Origin of the sequence: Microbacterium sp. MTN4-26, assembly GCF_042846595.1 — a bacterium.
Classification (GTDB): domain Bacteria; phylum Actinomycetota; class Actinomycetes; order Actinomycetales; family Microbacteriaceae; genus Microbacterium; species Microbacterium luteum.
The window spans coordinates 146480-162573 of record NZ_BTGO01000005.1; the positions used below are offsets into that span (position 1 = coordinate 146480).

13 protein-coding genes are annotated in these 16094 nt (G+C 72.1%); 10 read left to right on the forward strand and 3 right to left on the reverse strand.

From position 1 onward, the window contains the following. Positions 1-96 precede the first annotated feature (96 nt). From ACGG9C_RS05945 to ACGG9C_RS05975, 7 genes are all read left to right on the forward strand, one after another. On the forward strand, positions 97-411 hold the full coding sequence (locus ACGG9C_RS05945; protein ID WP_194384648.1) for a hypothetical protein: 315 nt from the start codon (positions 97-99) through the stop codon (positions 409-411). 82 nt (positions 412-493) lie between these two features. Further along, complete coding sequence (locus tag ACGG9C_RS05950; protein ID WP_071043956.1) at positions 494-784, forward strand: GNAT family N-acetyltransferase; 291 nt, start codon at positions 494-496, stop codon at positions 782-784. An 86-nt stretch (positions 785-870) separates the two neighbouring features. Beyond that, on the forward strand, positions 871-1110 hold the full coding sequence (locus ACGG9C_RS05955; protein WP_194384649.1) for a hypothetical protein: 240 nt from the start codon (positions 871-873) through the stop codon (positions 1108-1110). Further along, positions 1107-1553 (forward strand): hypothetical protein, encoded by a 447-nt coding sequence (locus ACGG9C_RS05960; RefSeq protein WP_194384650.1) that lies wholly within the window; start codon positions 1107-1109, stop codon positions 1551-1553. The genes ACGG9C_RS05955 and ACGG9C_RS05960 overlap by 4 nt, the downstream gene beginning before the upstream one ends. Positions 1554-1601: 48 nt before the next feature. Next, positions 1602-2756, forward strand: a complete 1155-nt coding sequence (locus ACGG9C_RS05965; RefSeq protein WP_194384651.1) for an exonuclease SbcCD subunit D — start codon at positions 1602-1604, stop codon at positions 2754-2756. Further along, a complete protein-coding gene (locus ACGG9C_RS05970) occupies positions 2753-5749 on the forward strand; it encodes an AAA family ATPase (RefSeq protein ID WP_194384652.1) in 2997 nt (998 codons plus the stop codon). The genes ACGG9C_RS05965 and ACGG9C_RS05970 overlap by 4 nt, the downstream gene beginning before the upstream one ends. A 29-nt stretch (positions 5750-5778) precedes the next feature. Next, positions 5779-5952 carry a hypothetical protein gene (locus tag ACGG9C_RS05975; protein WP_176759383.1) on the forward strand — a complete coding sequence of 58 codons (174 nt, stop codon included), beginning with the start codon at positions 5779-5781 and terminating at the stop codon, positions 5950-5952. 9 nt (positions 5953-5961) lie between these two features. Here the strand turns inward: ACGG9C_RS05975 and ACGG9C_RS05980 are convergent, their stop codons facing one another. Next, entirely contained in the window at positions 5962-7419 is a 1458-nt protein-coding gene (locus ACGG9C_RS05980; protein WP_194384653.1) for an NAD(P)/FAD-dependent oxidoreductase, read from the reverse strand. A gap of 110 nt (positions 7420-7529) precedes the next feature. On the opposite strand from ACGG9C_RS05980, the gene ACGG9C_RS05985 reads away from it, so the two are divergent. Next, positions 7530-8108, forward strand: coding sequence for a hypothetical protein (locus ACGG9C_RS05985; RefSeq protein ID WP_194384654.1), 579 nt, complete (start codon positions 7530-7532; stop codon positions 8106-8108). A gap of 42 nt (positions 8109-8150) precedes the next feature. Here the strand turns inward: ACGG9C_RS05985 and ACGG9C_RS05990 are convergent, their stop codons facing one another. Then, complete coding sequence (locus ACGG9C_RS05990) at positions 8151-9491, reverse strand: D-alanyl-D-alanine carboxypeptidase family protein (protein WP_194384655.1); 1341 nt, start codon at positions 9489-9491, stop codon at positions 8151-8153. A 239-nt stretch (positions 9492-9730) separates the two neighbouring features. On the opposite strand from ACGG9C_RS05990, the gene ACGG9C_RS05995 reads away from it, so the two are divergent. Then, entirely contained in the window at positions 9731-10297 is a 567-nt protein-coding gene (locus tag ACGG9C_RS05995; protein WP_194384656.1) for a hypothetical protein, read from the forward strand. Here ACGG9C_RS05995 and ACGG9C_RS06000 read toward each other — a convergent pair whose 3' ends face one another. Continuing rightward, entirely contained in the window at positions 10298-12355 is a 2058-nt protein-coding gene (locus ACGG9C_RS06000; RefSeq protein WP_194384657.1) for an NAD(+) synthase, read from the reverse strand. It abuts the gene before it with no gap. A gap of 69 nt (positions 12356-12424) precedes the next feature. Here ACGG9C_RS06000 and ACGG9C_RS06005 point away from each other — a divergent pair, with 69 nt between their 5' ends. Further along, positions 12425-16021 (forward strand): bifunctional RecB family nuclease/DEAD/DEAH box helicase, encoded by a 3597-nt coding sequence (locus tag ACGG9C_RS06005; protein ID WP_194384658.1) that lies wholly within the window; start codon positions 12425-12427, stop codon positions 16019-16021. The last annotated feature ends 73 nt before the right edge of the window (positions 16022-16094 follow it).

Here is a 16094-nt window from a genome sequence, read left to right on the forward strand (position 1 = left end):
GACGCCCGGGTGAAACGGGGCATCGAGGCGGGCGTGTCAACCCCGTGACCGCGCACCTCGACGGCGCGAAGCTGGAATCCACGGAAGGAGACCCGCATGAGCGAGAACGACGAGAAGAAGGCGTCCGACGACGTCGACCACGTGGCGGTCGGCATCGGCGTGATCGGCGGACACGACATCGGCGAGGCGCCGACCGAATCGGGGTCTGCGGGAGCCGACGAGGTCTCGGAGGCCGGGGGCGACGTCGACGACGTGGCGAGCATCGTCGCGCAGGTGCGCTCGGATTCCGGCGACGCCTCGCGCGAAGAGGTCGCGCAGACCCTCCGCGAACGGTTGGGACAGGCGGGCCAGGACCTGTCCGACGAGGAGGTCGACCGGCTGGTCTCGCAGGTGACGACCGGAGACGGATGACCCCCGGCGCGCAATCTGCGCGCGCGGTGCGAGCCGAGCGTGTTCCGGCGCCGCCGGCCCGCGGCAGGCGTACGCTATCGCCGTGACAGACCTGCGCTTCACCCGACAGAACGACGCTTCGCGCTACACGCTGCACCGCGGCGACGACCTCGTCAGCGTGCTCGACTACCGCGACGACGGCCGGACCGTCGCCCTCACGCGCGCCTACACCGTGCCGACCTTCCGAGGGCACGGGTACGCGGCCGAGATCGTCGAGCGCGCGGTGGATGACATCGAGAGCACGGGGGACCGCCGGGTGAGCCCGGTCTGCTGGTACGTCGCCGACTGGTTCGCCGCGCACCCGGCCCGGGCGGGCATCCTGCAGCCGCGCTGACGCCTACCCGGCCCGCGCCTGCCGGTCAAGCCCTCGAGACGCATCCGAGGCACCCGTCACGCTGAAGGGAGACGGAAGGAGTCGGCATGGATGAGGAACGCGACCTGCCGGAGGGCGTCATCGACGCCGAACCCGCGGGCGGGTGGGAGAGCGGCGCCGTGGCCGACGGTGAGACCGCCGAGGCCGACCGCGAAGCCACGGGCAGCCCGGACCTCACGCTCGAGCACCAGGAACCCGACCCGGGTGTCGACGTCGGACCGGTCGAGGGCGCGCAGCCCGACACCGATCCCGACCTCGCCGCAGACGACGAGGAGGAGACCTCGTGAGCACCAGCGGAAACGAGTTCGACGAACCGGGCGTGAACTATCCCGATCGCCGGGATGCGGAAGACGCGAACGACACGACCACCTCGACCGGTGAGGCCGACACCCGAAGCACCGACTCGCCCTCACCGGCGGGTGCGACCCCGGACGGCCACCACTACGGGCACGATGGCGGACGCGACACGATGACCGTCGATCAGGCGCAGCGCTCCGGTGCTCTCGACGAGCGCGGCGAGCAGTCCCGCCCCGCGATGTCGGAGAACAATGCCTCCGCGTCGGAGAAGCTCGACGGGCTCGTCGAGCAGATGCGCGCCGACCTCGCCGGAGAGCCGCTCGCAGCCGTCGAGCATGCCGTGCGCGGCCGCGTCGCGCAAGCCGGCCTCGACGTCTCCGATGCCGACATCGCCGCTCTCTCGCGGCGGATCGCGAGCGACACCGAGGACTGAGCGGAGCGCCTCGACGACCGTGTCGGAGGGTCGATCTACCCTGTCGGCATGCGCATCCTGCACACCTCCGACTGGCACATCGGGCGATCCTTCCACGGTCACTCGACGCTCGATGCGCTGCGCGGCGTGCTGGAACACCTCGTCGAGCAGGTGCGCGAGCACGACGTCGACGTCGTGATCGTCGCCGGCGACGTGTTCGACTCTGCGGCACCGGCGGCGGCGTGCTACACGCTCCTCAGCGACGCGCTGCGCGGCCTGGCCGACACCGGCGCGCACGTGATCGTCACCAGCGGCAACCACGACTCGGCGGCACGCCTCGGATTCCAGGCAGGGCTTCTGCGTGAGGGCATCCACGTGCTCACCGACCCGCTGAGACTCGACGACCCGGTCGTGATCGACGATGCGGACGGACCCGTGCGCTTCTACGGCATCCCGTACCTCGAGCCGGGCATCGTCCGCCACGTGTGGCCGGGCGCCGTGATGCGTACGCAGGCCGATGCGATCGACCATGCCATGAGCCTCGTGCGGGCCGACCTGCAGGAGCATCCGGCCCGCAGCGTCGTGATCTCGCACTGCTTCACCGCCGGCGTCGAGCCGACTCCGGGCGTGGAGCGCGAGATCCGCCAGGGGAGCCTCGATGTGGTGCCGCTGTCGAGCTTCGACGGCGTCGACTACGTCGCCCTCGGCCACATCCACGGCCGGCAGCAGCTCGCGCCCACGGTGCGCTACGCCGGGGCGCCGCTGCATTACAGCTTCGGTGAGGGGGCGAAGCCGCGCGGATCATGGCTCATCGACATGGATGCCGCGGGCGAGGTCGCGGCGACGTGGCTCGACCTTCCGATCCCGCGCCGTCTGGTGACCCTTCGTGCGACGTTCGACGAGCTGCTCGAGGCGGAGGACTACGAGGCCCACGTCGACGCCTGGGTGTGCGCGCAGTACACCGACGCGACGCCGCAGATCGACGCGATGCGCCGCCTGCTCGCCCGCTTCCCGTTCTGCGCGACGGTCATGCACACTCCGGCGACACCGGCCGCGGATGCCTCCGGCGGATACGCGCGCCGGGTGCGCGCGGTACGCAGCGATGCGGAGCTCGTCGACGCCTTCCTCGCGCACGTGCGCGACGGCGAGGGCGCGAGCGAGCTCGAGCACGAGCTCATCCGCGACATCATCGACCAGCGCAGCCTCGCGGAGGCGACGGCGTGAGACTGCACCGTCTCGAACTCGAGGGGTTCGGGCCGTTCCGCGACCGCCAGGTGGTCGACTTCGACGCCTACGAGGGCGACGGCATCTTCCTCATCACCGGTAGAACCGGTGCCGGCAAGTCGAGCGTGCTCGACGGCGTGTGCTTCGCGCTCTACGGCTCTGCCCCGCGCTACGACGGCGCCGAGAAGCGACTGCGCAGCGACCACTGCGCTCCCGAGGATCCGACCCGCGTGAGCGTGGAGTTCACCGTCGGCGATCGCCGATGGAAGGTCACCCGATCCCCGGAATACCAGCGGCCGAAGAAGCGCGGCGAGGGCTTCACGACGCTCGCTCCCGACGCGCACCTCGACGAGTACGTCGAGGGCGAGTGGATCGGGCGGCAGCGCGGTCCCCGCAACGTCGCGCTCGAGCTCGACGAGATCGTGGGGCTCAGCCAGCAGCAGTTCCTCCAGGTCATCCTGCTCGCCCAGAACCGCTTCGCGGAGTTCCTGCTCGCCAAGAACGACGAACGGCAGCGGCTGCTGCGAACCCTCTTCGGCACGAAGACCTACGAGGATTATCAGAATGCGCTCGAGCAGCGCCGTCGAGACGGCGAACGCGCGCTGTCGACGGCGCTCGAGACGGCCGTCGTGCTCCTCGACGAAGCCGAGCGCGTCGCCGACGATCTGTGGCGCGATGACGACACCGACGGCGCCGAGGCGGCCGATGTCACGGCGCGAGCGGCGCTCGCCGCTCGTGCGCAGGCTCGTCTGGACTACCGTGCCGACGCGCTCGTGCGCGAGCGCGACGACGCCGACGCCGCGCACCGCGCTGCCGAGGCCGCGCACACGGCCCGTCGTGGGTTGCGGGAACGCCACGATGCACGTGCGCGAGCGCGGCAGGCGCTCGTGCACCTCGAGGCACGTGCGCAGGAGATCGCCGACCAGCGGCACCGCCGCGATCGAGCCGCGGACGCGGAAGCGCTGCGTGCCTCGATCGACGCCGCAGACGCGGCGCACCGGACCGCGGCGGCGGCCGCAGCCGCGTGGCGCGGTGCGCAAGGTGAGTGGACTCGGCTGGGTGAGGCGGAGGCCGACGACGCCGGCCTCGCGGCGATCATCGAGCAGTGCACGGGAGAGATCGCCGTCGCGGAGAGCGCCGCGGACGACGAGGCGGCCCTCCCCGGGCTCGTCGCGCGCCTCACCACCGCGCGCGAGCGCCTCGACGAGCTCGACGGGCTCCTCGCGACGATCGACGCGGGCCGGGCCGAACTGCCGGTGCGTCTCGCGCAACTCGAGGCCGATCTGGCGGCCGCGACCGAAGCGGCCGGGGCACGCGACGCTCTCGCCGAACGGCGCGCCACGATCGCAGCGCGCCTCGATTCCGCCGCCACCCTCGATCGGCGCGCCGCCGACCTTCGCGCCGCAGAGGGCGCCCACGCCGAGGCGCTGGGCCTGCTCGAATCGGCCACCGCCGCCGTGCGAGCGCTGCTGCGTCGCCGTCTCGACGGCCATGCCGGAGAGCTCGCCACCGGCCTCGTCGCGGGTGAGCCCTGCGCCGTGTGCGGATCACGTGAGCATCCGGCTCCCGCGGTCGGTGCCGACGAGCCCGTGAGCGACGAGGACATCGCCGCGGCGGAGACGCGTCACGCGGCGGCCCTCGACGCCGAGCGCGACGCGGCGACCGCTGCGTCGGATGCGCGGGCAGCCGTCGCCGAGGTGCGCGGCGCCGTCGGCGACGCCACCGTCGACTCGCTCACCGCAGATCTCGAACGCGCCGACCTTGACCTGGGCCTGGCCGACGCGGCCGACACGCGACGTCGGGAGTTGTCCGAGCAGCGCCGCGGCCTCGTGGAAGCCGACGCGCAGGCGGCGGCCGAACGGGAGCTGCTCGTCGCGGATGCGGTGGCACGGCGGCAGGAGATCGCCGTCGCCGACCAGGAGCTGGCGCAGACGCGCCGACGCGTCGACGCTGCCCGGGGTGAGCACGACAGCGTCGCGTCGCGACTGGCCGCCGCGCGCCGGCGGCGCAGCGCCGCCGAGGCGCTGCGCACGGCCTCGCGCGAGCACCTCGCGAGCGTCGACGCGGAGTCGGTCGCTCGTCGCGACATCGATGGCCGGCTCACCGAGAGCGGCTTCGAGTCGGTCGACGATGCCCGTGCGGCGCTGCTGCCGGCATCGGAGCGCCGAGACCTCGACGCGGCCGTGACGGATCACGACGTGCAGCTGCGGAGCGAGCGCGACAGACTCCGCGAGTTGGAACTCGAACTCGCCGGCGTCGGCGACGAACCGATCGACACCGACGAGACCGCGACCGCCCTCGGCCAGGCGCGAGACCGATGGAGCGCGGCCGTCGACGCGGCGGCCGCCGCGACGCAGCGCCGGGAGCGGCTGGCCGATCTCCGCGGCCGTGCCGGCGGAGCTCTCGCGGCCACGTCGGATCTGGCACAGGAGCAGGCAGTGATCGCGCGGCTCGCGAACACCGTGGCGGGCCGCGCCCCCAACACCCACCGCATGTCGCTGGAATCCTTCGTGCTCGCCGCCGAGCTGGAGGAGATCGTCGAGGCGGCCAACCTGCGCCTGTCCGAGATGTCATCCGGTCGCTACACGCTCCGGCACAGCGATGCCGTCGCGGCCCGCGGCGCATCCAGCGGTCTCGGCCTCACCGTGCTCGACGCACACACCGGACAGGCCCGTCCCGCGCAGTCGCTGTCGGGCGGGGAGACCTTCCTCGCCTCGCTGGCTCTCGCGCTCGGTCTCGCCGAAGTGGTCACATCCCGCTCGGGCGGGGTCCGCCTGGACACCCTCTTCATCGACGAGGGCTTCGGTTCCCTCGACGCCGAGACGCTCGACCTCGCGATGCGCACGCTCGACGAGCTCCGCCAGGGCGGACGCACCGTGGGCCTCATCAGCCACGTCGCGGCCATGAAGGAGCAGATCCCCGCGCAGCTGGTCGTGGAAGCCACCCGCGAGGGGCCCAGCACGCTGCGGCAGGGTGTGGCCTCGATCACGTGATGCGGCTCCCGGCACGTAGGCTGGAGGACATGACCAAAAGCACGATCTGGACCATTCTCGGCGTCATCGCGGCGGTGGTCATCGCCTGGATCCTCGTCGAGTTCGTCTTCACGGCGATCGTCTTCTTGTTCAAGCTCGTCATCGTCGCGATCGTGGCGCTCGTCGTCTTCTTCCTCCTCCGCGCCGCCTTCTCGCGGTCGTAGGCTTCGCGGTCAGCCGAAGAGATCGTCGAGCGAGACCGGCACGCCGGTCCGATCGGTGAGCGCCTGGCGGGCGGCGCGCCATCCGGGCATGCCCGTGACCCCCGGCCCCGGCGGCGTCGACGCCGACGCGAGGTACACACCGGGCATCGGTGTGCGCCACGGCGTGCGTGAGACGACCGGGCGGCGTACCGCCTGCGCGAGGGTGAACGCGCCGCCGAGGATGTCGCCGTCGATGTCCGACGGGTTCACGCGGGAGCGCTCGGCGGCCGTCACCGCATGCGAGGCCCGCACGAGGCGACGGAATCCCGGCGCGAACCGCTCGACCTGTCGGGTCACCGGCTCCGTCGGATCGAGCGTCGACGCCGGCGGCACGTGGATGTAGGCCCACAGCACATGCGTGCCGTCCGGGGCGCGCGAGGAGTCGACCACGGTGGGCTGCACGGCGAGCACGTACGGATGCTCGGGGATCCGGCCGGCTGCCACCGCGTTCTCACCTGCCTCGACCTCTGCCCGTGTGCCGCCGAGGTGCACCGTGGGGGCGCGTTCGACGTCGGCCGCCGCCCATGGCACGGGGCCGTCCAGAGCGAAATCGACCTTCGCGGCCGCCGACCCGTGCCGGTAGGCGCGGATCGCGCGGGCATAGCGGTCGGGGATGTCCGGGTGGGTCAGCAGCAGCCGTGGGGCGGTGTCCAGCAGCAGCAGGTCGCCGGCGCCCGGGTCGCCCCAATCCAGGTCGGCGAGGCTTCGCACGTGAGACCCCGTCTCGACGCTGCCACCGTGTGCTCTCAGGTCGTCGGCGAGCGCGTCGGCGATCCGCTGTGCTCCACCGCGCGGGAGAGACCACCCTTCGGGGGTGTGTGCGTGCGCGGCGAGGAACAGGCCGGAAGCGGCAGCGGCCAGGGAAGGGAGAGGGGTGTTCCCGTGCGCGAGCACGCCCGCGAGCAGAGCCTGGACGTCGGCGGAGAACGTCGTCTGCCCGGCCTTCGTGCCCGTCAGAAGCATCCCTGCTCCGAACCCCGCCATCACGAGGGGATGACGCGGCACCCGCAGGAGCTGGTCGCCGGTGACCGCCACCAGCTCGTGGATGCGACGGGACAACGGCTCGATCAGCCTGCGGTAGGCGGCACCTCCGGCCCCGAGATCGTCCACCGTGCGGTCGAGGTCATGCCACGCGATCGCCGCCCGTCCGCCGTCGAGCGGCTGCGCGTAGGAGGCCTCCGGCGTGATCCACTCGATGCGCTCGCCGAGCCCGAACGCGCGGAAGAACGGCGAGCTTCGCGCCGCCGGATGCACCGCCGACCCGACGTCGTGCCGCACCCCGGGCAGGGTGAGGCCGGCCGTGCGCACGCCGCCGCCGATGGCACTCGAGGCCTCGAGCACGTGGACGTCGTAGCCGGCGCGCGCGAGCGAGACCGCCGCGGCGAGCCCGTTCGGGCCGCTGCCCACGACCGTCGCACGCCTCGCCATGGCCCCAGTGTGGCACTGCTCCGAAGCGGTGATCTCGCCCACGCGCCGGGACGACGGTTCCTTCCCGCGACCCGGCGCGGCAGGATGGAGGCATCGAGCGAGGAGGTCTCATGGAATCGGTGGTCCTGGATGCCCCGGAGGGGATCGCGATGCGACTGGGCTGGGACCCGGCGATGAGCGAGCACGACCGCAAGCGCGCCCTCGCACGGGAGATCGTCGCCGATCACCTGGGTCTGGAGCCGAAGAAGGTGCGCGTCGAGCGCGAGGCGCCGGCACAGTTCGGCTTCCACACGCAGCTGATCGCCGAGGTCGACGGGGCCGACGTGCCGCTCGGCATCCGGAACGCGAACTTCCGTGCCGCGACGGTCGTCGCCGTCGCCGACCCCGCGGTGCCGCTGGGACTGGACCTTCGCGACAACCGGCCCGACGACGCCACGCTGCACGAGATGCAGCGTCACTCCCATCTCTTCGATGAGAACGACGTCGAGGCCCTCGTGCGGCACTGGACCCGCGTGCAGGCCGTCCGCGACGCGGACGGACGCGGAACCCGCGTTCGCGGCGAGCACGTGCGCCTGGACGCGCCCCAAGCGAGGGGGTGGATTCCCGACCGGCGGGTGCACTACCAGCTGGCGGACCTCTCCCGTGACGGCTGGATCATCACCCTCGCCTACGGAGCACTCCCGGCGTGACCTCGCGCCGCCTGACCCCCGCTGCCACGCGAACGGACCGGGTCAGCCGAGCTGATCGGGATGTGTCAGGCGCCACCACGCGGTGGGTTCCGGGATGTGGCCCGCCACGACGACGTCGGAGGTGGCGGTCTCGGGTCCGGCGGTCCACGTGATCGTGCCGACCACGGCGCCGTCGCGGTAGACCTCCGGCGCGCGCGTGTCGACGGTCACCTCGACCGGGGTGTCCGACCACGTGCGCAGCGCGGCGTCGCGCGCCACGACCGCCTGGGCGGACTCGCCCCACGGCGTCGTGATCGTGCCGACGACGTCGCCGGCGTCGGCGAGGGCGACGTCGTGGAACCCCGCGCGGATGCTGGCGAGCGTGCGCAGCGCGACGTCGTTCGTCGCCTCTCGCGTCTGGCTGCCCACGACCGCGCCGGTGACGGCGAGCGGCTCACCGAGTCCGACGTCGAGCGATGCCGTGTACAGCAGGGTGAAGGTGCCGTTGCCGAGGTTCCCGGTCTTCAGACCCGTGATGCCGTCGACGCCGAGCAGCTCGTTGGTGTTGCGCATCGGACCGGTCGCGGGGAGCGTGAGCGAGGGCGTCGCCGCGAGCTCCGCGATCGTGGGGTCCGCCGCGGCCAGTGCGCCCAAGCGCAGCAGGTCGGCGGTGGTGCTGACGTTCCCCGGATCAAGACCGGTGGGATCGACGATCCTCGTCGAGGTGAGTCCGTTCGCCTCGAGCCAGGCGCGCGCCGCGCCGAGGAACGCGGACTGCGAGCCGTAAGCCCACGTCGACACCGCGTGCGCGTAGTTGCTCGCCGACGGGATGAGCATCGTTGCGAGGGCGTCTCGCAGCGTCATGGTGCTGCCCGCGGGCATGGCCGCGATCGTCGCGCCCCGCACGTAGTAGGCGTCGTAGAGAGCGTGGTCGGCGGCGCCGAAGGTGAGCGTGGGGCCGGCATCCCCCTCGCCCAGGGGATGGGCGTCGAGCACGACGAGAGCGGTGATGAGCTTGGTGATGCTCGCGATCGGCACGGCATCCGTGGTGCCGCTCGCCGCCTGAAGTCCGTCCACGCCGAGATATTCCGGCGCACCCGACACCGTCACCGCCGACGCCCCCTGTGACGGTTCCGCGACCGCGACCGGCTCGGATGCGGCGACGGCCCGATCCTGCAGCTGTGCCGTCGGTGCCGGGAGCGGAGCGCCGAGCGCCCACGCCGCGTATCCGCCCGCCGACAGTGCACCGAGGGCGATCACGAGCACCATCGCGAGCAGGATGCGACCGAGAACCCTGCGGGTGCGCCCGCGCTCGGCCGCGGTGTCGGCGGACACCGTCTCGGATCCCGCCATCAGATCCGCGAAGTCCGACAGCGCATCCGTCGAATCGCGATGCGTCGTCATCCCGCCCCCATCGGTCGTCCGCCACTCGCCCTCCCATCATGCACGCCCGCCACCGGAACCGCACGCGCGCGTCCGGATCGCGTCGATTCGGTTGCCGCCGGATGTCGTCACGCCGCCCGGTGGCGACACTTCGCGACAGGTGAAGGCGCCGCGACGGGTGAAGGCGCCGCGCAGGTCACGAAACGCAGACGATCGTCGCGTGTCACGCGCTCGCAACGATCCGCGACATATCGTGAAGCATGGAGCACACAGCCGACAGGGGAACGGTCGTCGCGGTCGTCGGCGACGCGGCGGAGGATGCGATCGAGACGCTCGACGGGATCCGAGGGGTCGAGATCCTGACGCTGCGGGGGAGCGAGCCGGCCCTCGCCGCCCGCCGCATCGGAGCCACCCGCACCCCGTGGATCGTGCATGACGCCGATCCGCTGGAGCACGTCGCCGCCGCATGGGTGGAGCTGTACGAGGAGCGCTCCACCCTCGGCGCCCTCGAGCTGGAGGTCGAGACCGCGCTCGCCCACTTCGCCGCGGCGGAGGCGGTGATGCCCGACTACTACATCGTGCTCGATCCCGAAGACGTCGACACCACGTGGCGCCACTGGTGGTGCGGCGCGCTCGGGCACCACGCCCCGCGCCGGGTGATCCCCGCCGCCCGTCCGGTGTCGCCCGGAGACGACGGACTGCGGCGGATGCTGACGGCCCTGCCGACCTCGCCGCCCTGGCCGGAGCCGTCGTCGTGGCTGCCGCACATCCCGTTCGAGATCCCCGACCGCGTGGGCCTGCGGGATCGCACCGACTCGGCGGCGTGATCAGCTCGGCGGAAGCGCCGCATCGAGTTCGGCGAGCCACACGCGCGCGTTGCCGTCCGACGGCGCCCGCCAGTCTCCACGCGGGGACAGCGAGCCGGCGGGGGAGACCTTCGGTCCGTTGGGGATCGCCGAGCGCTTGAACTGCGCGAACGAGAAGTAGCGCGTGAGGAACACCCGCATCCACCGGGCGATCTCGTCGAGCGTGAAGGCGTAGCGGTCGTCGTGGGGGAATCCGGGCGGCCACGCGCCGGCCTCGGCGTCGCTCCACGCGTGTGCGGCCACGAACGCGATCTTCGACGGGCGCATCCCGAACCGCAGCACGTGGAACAGGGTGAAATCGTGCAGGGCATACGGCCCGATGCGGTCCTCGGTGGACTGGATGTTGCCGTCGGCGTCGGCCGGAACGAGCTCGGGACTGATCTCGGTGTCGAGCACACCCTGCAGGATCGCCGCGGCCGCGTCGTCGACGCCTTCGCGGTGGGAGATCACCCAGCGGATCACGTGCTGGATGAGGGTCTTCGGCACACCGGCGTTCACCGCGTAGTGGCTCATGTGATCGCCGACGCCGTAGGTGGCCCAACCGAGGGCGAGCTCGGACATGTCGGAGGTGCCCACGACGAAGCCGCCGTTGCGGTTGGCCAGGCGGAAGAGGTAATCGGTGCGCAGCCCCGCCTGCACGTTCTCGAAGGTGATGTCGTGCAACGGCTCTCCCGCGGCGAACGGGTGCCCCAGCTTCTCCAGCATCTCCGTCGCTGCACCGCGGATGTCGATCGTCTCGATCGACGCGCCCATCGCCTGGGACAGGGCGATCGCGTTGGATTTGGTGCGCTCGCTCGTCGCGAAGCCCGGCATCGTGTAGGTGAGGATGTCCGAGCGGGGCCGACCGAGCAGGTCCATCGCGCGCGCGATCACCAGGAGCGCGTGGGTCGAGTCGATGCCGCCGGAGACGCCGAGCACGGGCTTGGGGTTCCCGATCGCCCGCATCCGCTGCACCAGACCGGTCACCTGGATGTTGAACGCCTCGTAGCAGTCCTGCGCCAGCCGTGCCGGGTCGTCGGGCACGAACGGGAAGCGGTCGACCGGCCGCGCGAGGCCGGTCGGCGACACCGGGGGCGCGAGGTCGAACTCGACGGTGCGGAAGACGGTGTCGGCGGCGTGGGTTCGGCGGTTGTCGTCGAAGGTCCCCTGTCGCTGGCGGTCCTGTCGCAGGCGGTCGAGATCGATGTCGGCGACGGAGCGGCGCGGCCCGTCGGGGAAGCGCTCGGTCTCGGCGAGGAGGTTGCCGACCTCGTAGATCATCGTCTGGCCGTCCCAGGACACGTCGTTGGTCGACTCGCCCGCGCCGGCGGCGGCATAGACGTACGCTCCGAGGCAGCGCAGGGACTGCGACCGGCACAGCTCGTGGCGGTCCTCGGCGCGCGCGATCGTGATGGGGCTTCCCGAGAGGTTCACCATCACCGTCGCGCCGGCCAGCGCCGCGCGGGAGGAGGGCGGGATCGGCACCCAGACGTCTTCGCACACTTCGGCGTGCACGACGAGGTCGGGAACGTCGCGGGCGCGGAACAGCAGATCGGGCCCGAAGGGCACGTCGGCGCCGGCGATGCGAATGACGCCACCGGCCTGGTCGTCGCCGGGCGCGTACCAGCGGCGCTCGTAGAACTCGCGATAGGTCGGCAGGAAGGACTTCGGAGCGACGCCCAGCACGCGACCGCGGTGGATGACGACGGCGCAGTTGTACAGGCGGTTCCGGTGGCGGAGCGGAGCTCCGACGACGAGCACCGGCAGGAGATCGGCGGTCTCGGCGGCGAGGTGCTCGATCGCGCTGTCGACCGCGTCGAGCACCGCATCCTGGAGCACGAGGTCATCGATCGCGTAGCCGGTGAGTCCGAGCTCGGGGAAGACCGCGACGGCGGTGTGGTCGTCGTGGCACGCGCGTGCGGCGTCGAGGATCGCCTCGGCGTTTGTCGCCGGATCGGCGATCGCGACGGGCACGGTGCACGCCGCGACGCGCGCGAACCCGTGGCGGTAGGCGCTGTCGAACGGGAGAGGAGTGCTCACCCGCCCAGTCTGGCAGGTGAGGCCGTGTCGGCGGTCCTCGCTACTGTCGAAGGCGACCAAGAGGAGAGCATGCGCTACATACCTGACCAGGGCCGGATCGTCTGGAGCGCCAGCGATCTGAAGGCGGCCGCCGAATGCGAGTTCGCGTGGCTGCGGGCGATCGACGCCAAGCTCGGCCGCGTCGCCGTGGTCGAAGACCCCGAAGACCTCACCCTGGAGCGGGCCGGTCGCCTCGGCGACGCGCACGAGCAGCGTGTGCTCGAGCGCTACCGCGAGGAGTTCGGTGCCGGCGTGTGGGAGATCGATGCCACCGAGTCGCGCGACGCCGACGGGCTGCAGCGAGCCGTCGCCGCCACGGCGGCCGCCCTCGCCTCCGATGCCGACATCGTCTACCAGGCGGCCTTCTCGACCGACGAGTTCGTCGGGTTCGCCGACTTTCTCGCGCGCGACGAGCAGGGCCGCTGGCTGGTGCAGGATTCCAAGCTCGCGCGTCGCGCGCGGGTGACCGCCCTCATGCAGTTGGCGGCATATGTCGCGCAGCTCGACCGTCTCGGCGTTCCCAGATCGGACCGCGTCGAGCTGCTTTTGGGCGATGGCACCGTCAGCGCCCACGCCGTCGACGATCTGCTGCCCGTGTTCGAGCTGCGCGCCGCGCGCCTGCGCGCCCTGGTCGCCGATCGCGATCTCGCCGCCGGCGCCGACGGAGCACCGGTCGCCTGGGGCGACCCGCGAGGCGACCTCGATGTCGTCGCGTGCGGTCGCTGCGCGACATGTGAGCTCGAGGTGGTCGCCTCGCGGGATCTGCTGCTCGTGGCCGGCATGCGACCGGTGCAGCGACAGCGGCTGCGGTCGGCCGGCATCCTCACCATCGACGACCTCGCCGCGACGCCATCGGGCCCGGCCGGGATGAACCCCGACACGTTCTCGATGCTTCGCGTGCAGGCGCGACTGCAGCTGGAGAGCCCCGCCGGCATCGAGATGTCGCGACCGCAGGTGCCGACCTACCGCGTGGTCGCCCCGAAGGCGCTCGGGGCGCTGCCCCGGCCGAACGCCGGCGACATCTTCTTCGACTTCGAAGGCGACCCGCTGTACACCGAGGCGCCGCGCGAGGGGCGCGCCGAGTGGGGCATCGACTATCTCTTCGGCTGGGTGGATCTGGGAGAGCGCTACACCGCGCTCTGGGCGCACTCGTTCGCCGAAGAGAAGGTAGCGCTGGAGACATTCCTCGACATCGTGCGGATGCGTCGGCAGCAGCATCCGGGCATGCACATCTATCACTACGCGCCGTACGAGCCGACTCATCTCTTGGCGATGGCCGCTCGACACGGCGTGCGGGAGGGCGAGGTCGACCAGCTGCTGCGGGACGGCGTCTTCGTCGACCTCTATCCCGTCGTGCGGCGCGCTCTGCGGGTCGGATCGCGCTCGTACTCCATCAAGAAGCTCGAACCGCTCTACATGGGCGATGAGATCCGCACCAGCGACGTGCAGAAGGGCGACGACTCGATCGTCCGCTACGTCGAGGCGAGGGCGCTGCACGACCGCGGCGAGGAGGCTGCCGCGCGCGTGGTGCTCGACGATCTCGCCGACTACAACCGCTACGACTGCGTATCGACCCTGCGGCTGCGCGACTGGCTGGTGGACCGTGCGCGCGAGGCGGCCCTGCGCCCCACCCCCGACGCCGATCCGGCCGAGAACGCCTACCGGCCATCCCACCGTGCCACGACGCTGGCCGAGATGGCCGCATCGCTCCCCGTCGACTCGGTGCCGGCGCGGTCGCTGCGGCTGGGGGCTGCGGCGATCGACTACTACCCGCGCGAGGCGAAGACCTTCTGGGCGACGCACTACCTGCGGCTGCGCGAGCCGGTCTCGCTGTGGGAGGACAGCCGCGACGTGGTCGTCATCGATCCGGCCCGGTGCCGCGTCGTCGAGGACTGGCATCGGCCGGAGGGGGCGCGCACGGACCGACGCGTCCTCGAGATCCGCGGCGAGCTGGCGCCGGGCACACGGCTCAGCGAAGGTTCCTCGCCGTTCGCTCTCTACGACCTGCCCGCCCCCTACCCGTTCGACGCGGCTCCGCGCTGGATCCACGCGGACCACCGGGTGAGCGTCGTGGAAGTGCTCGACGACGGTGTGATCGTCTCGGAGAGCGCGGTCCAGGGATTCACGTGGTCCGAGCTTCCCGTCGCGCTCACGCCGGCCTCGCCCCCGCCCGCGGCGAACCAGCAGGTCGCGATCGACGCATGGGCCGACGCCGTGATCGCCGCAGCGCCGCAGCTTCCGGAGGAGCCCGCGACGGACATCCTGTGCCGGCGGCCGCCGCGAACCCGCTCCGGCGCACTCGCGGTCTCCGAGGGTGACGACGCCGATGCCATCGTGCGCAGCGTGCTCGACCTCGACCGCAGCTACCTCGCTGTGCAGGGCCCGCCGGGAACGGGGAAGACCTACATCGGATCGCATGTGATCGCGCGGCTCGTCGCCGAGCACGGATTCACCGTGGGCGTCGTGGCGCAGTCGCACGCGGTGGTCGAGAACATGCTCGATCGCGTGATCGCCGCGGGCGTGCCGGCGGCACAGGTCGGAAAGGCGCCGAAGGATGCCGCCGTCACGCCGTCGTTCACCGCGCTCGCCAAGAACGGCATCGCCGAATTCGCCGCGGCGCACGCCGAGACGGGGTACGTCATCGGCGGAACCGCGTGGGACTTCGCCCACGAGGGCCGCGTGCCCCGGGGAAGTCTCGACCTGCTCGTGATCGACGAGGCCGGGCAGTTCTCGCTCGCCTCCACGATCGCCGTCTCGCTGGCGGCCTCACGCCTGCTGCTGCTCGGCGATCCTCAGCAGCTGCCCCAGGTGAGTCAGGGCACGCATCCGGAACCGGTCGACACATCCGCGCTCGGGTGGGTGATCGACGGCGCAGACGTCATCCCGGCGGAGTACGGCTACTTCCTCGCGCGAACGTGGCGGATGCACCCCGACGTGGCGGCATCGGTGTCGACGCTGTCCTACGGCGGGGCGCTGCGCGCGCACCCGTCGACCGCGCGGCGAACCCTCGAGGGCATCGCTCCCGGGCTTCACGCGCATCCCGTGCGGCACCGCGGGAACGCCACGTGGTCGCCCGAAGAAGCTGAGGTCGTCGCCGGCATCGTCACCGATCTCATCGGTCGATCGTGGCAGCCGGTGCGCACCGATGCATCCGGTCGGTCCGTCTCGGAGCCTGCGCGTCCCCTGAGCGCCGCCGACGTCATCGTCGTCACGCCGTACAACGCGCAGCAGGTCGCGGTCGAAGAGGCGCTCGAGGCCGCCGGTCACGGCGACGTGCGCGTCGGCACGGTCGACCGGTTCCAAGGCCAGGAGGCGGCGGTCGCGATCGTCTCCCTCGCTGCGTCGGCCGGGCGCGACGCCCCGCGGGGGCTCGAGTTCCTGCTGCTGCGCAACCGCCTCAACGTGGCGGTCTCGCGCGCGATGCACGCCGCGTTCGTGGTGTATTCACCCGGGCTGCTCGACGACCTGCCCCGCACGCCGGAGGGCGTGGCGCGCCTCAGCGCGTTCGCGCGCCTGGTGGGCGCCGACCCGGATGCGTCGTTCGGCGCCGGGCCGGGCGGCGACGCGCAGCTAGGGTCCGCCGTCGGCGATGTCAACCCCGTTCAGGTCGCCTCGGCCCGATCGTAGATTGGCGAAGCGCCTCAGGGCGCGGCGGCACCCGTTCGGCGAGGGGCGGGTGCCGCTCCCTCGGGCTCCGGGC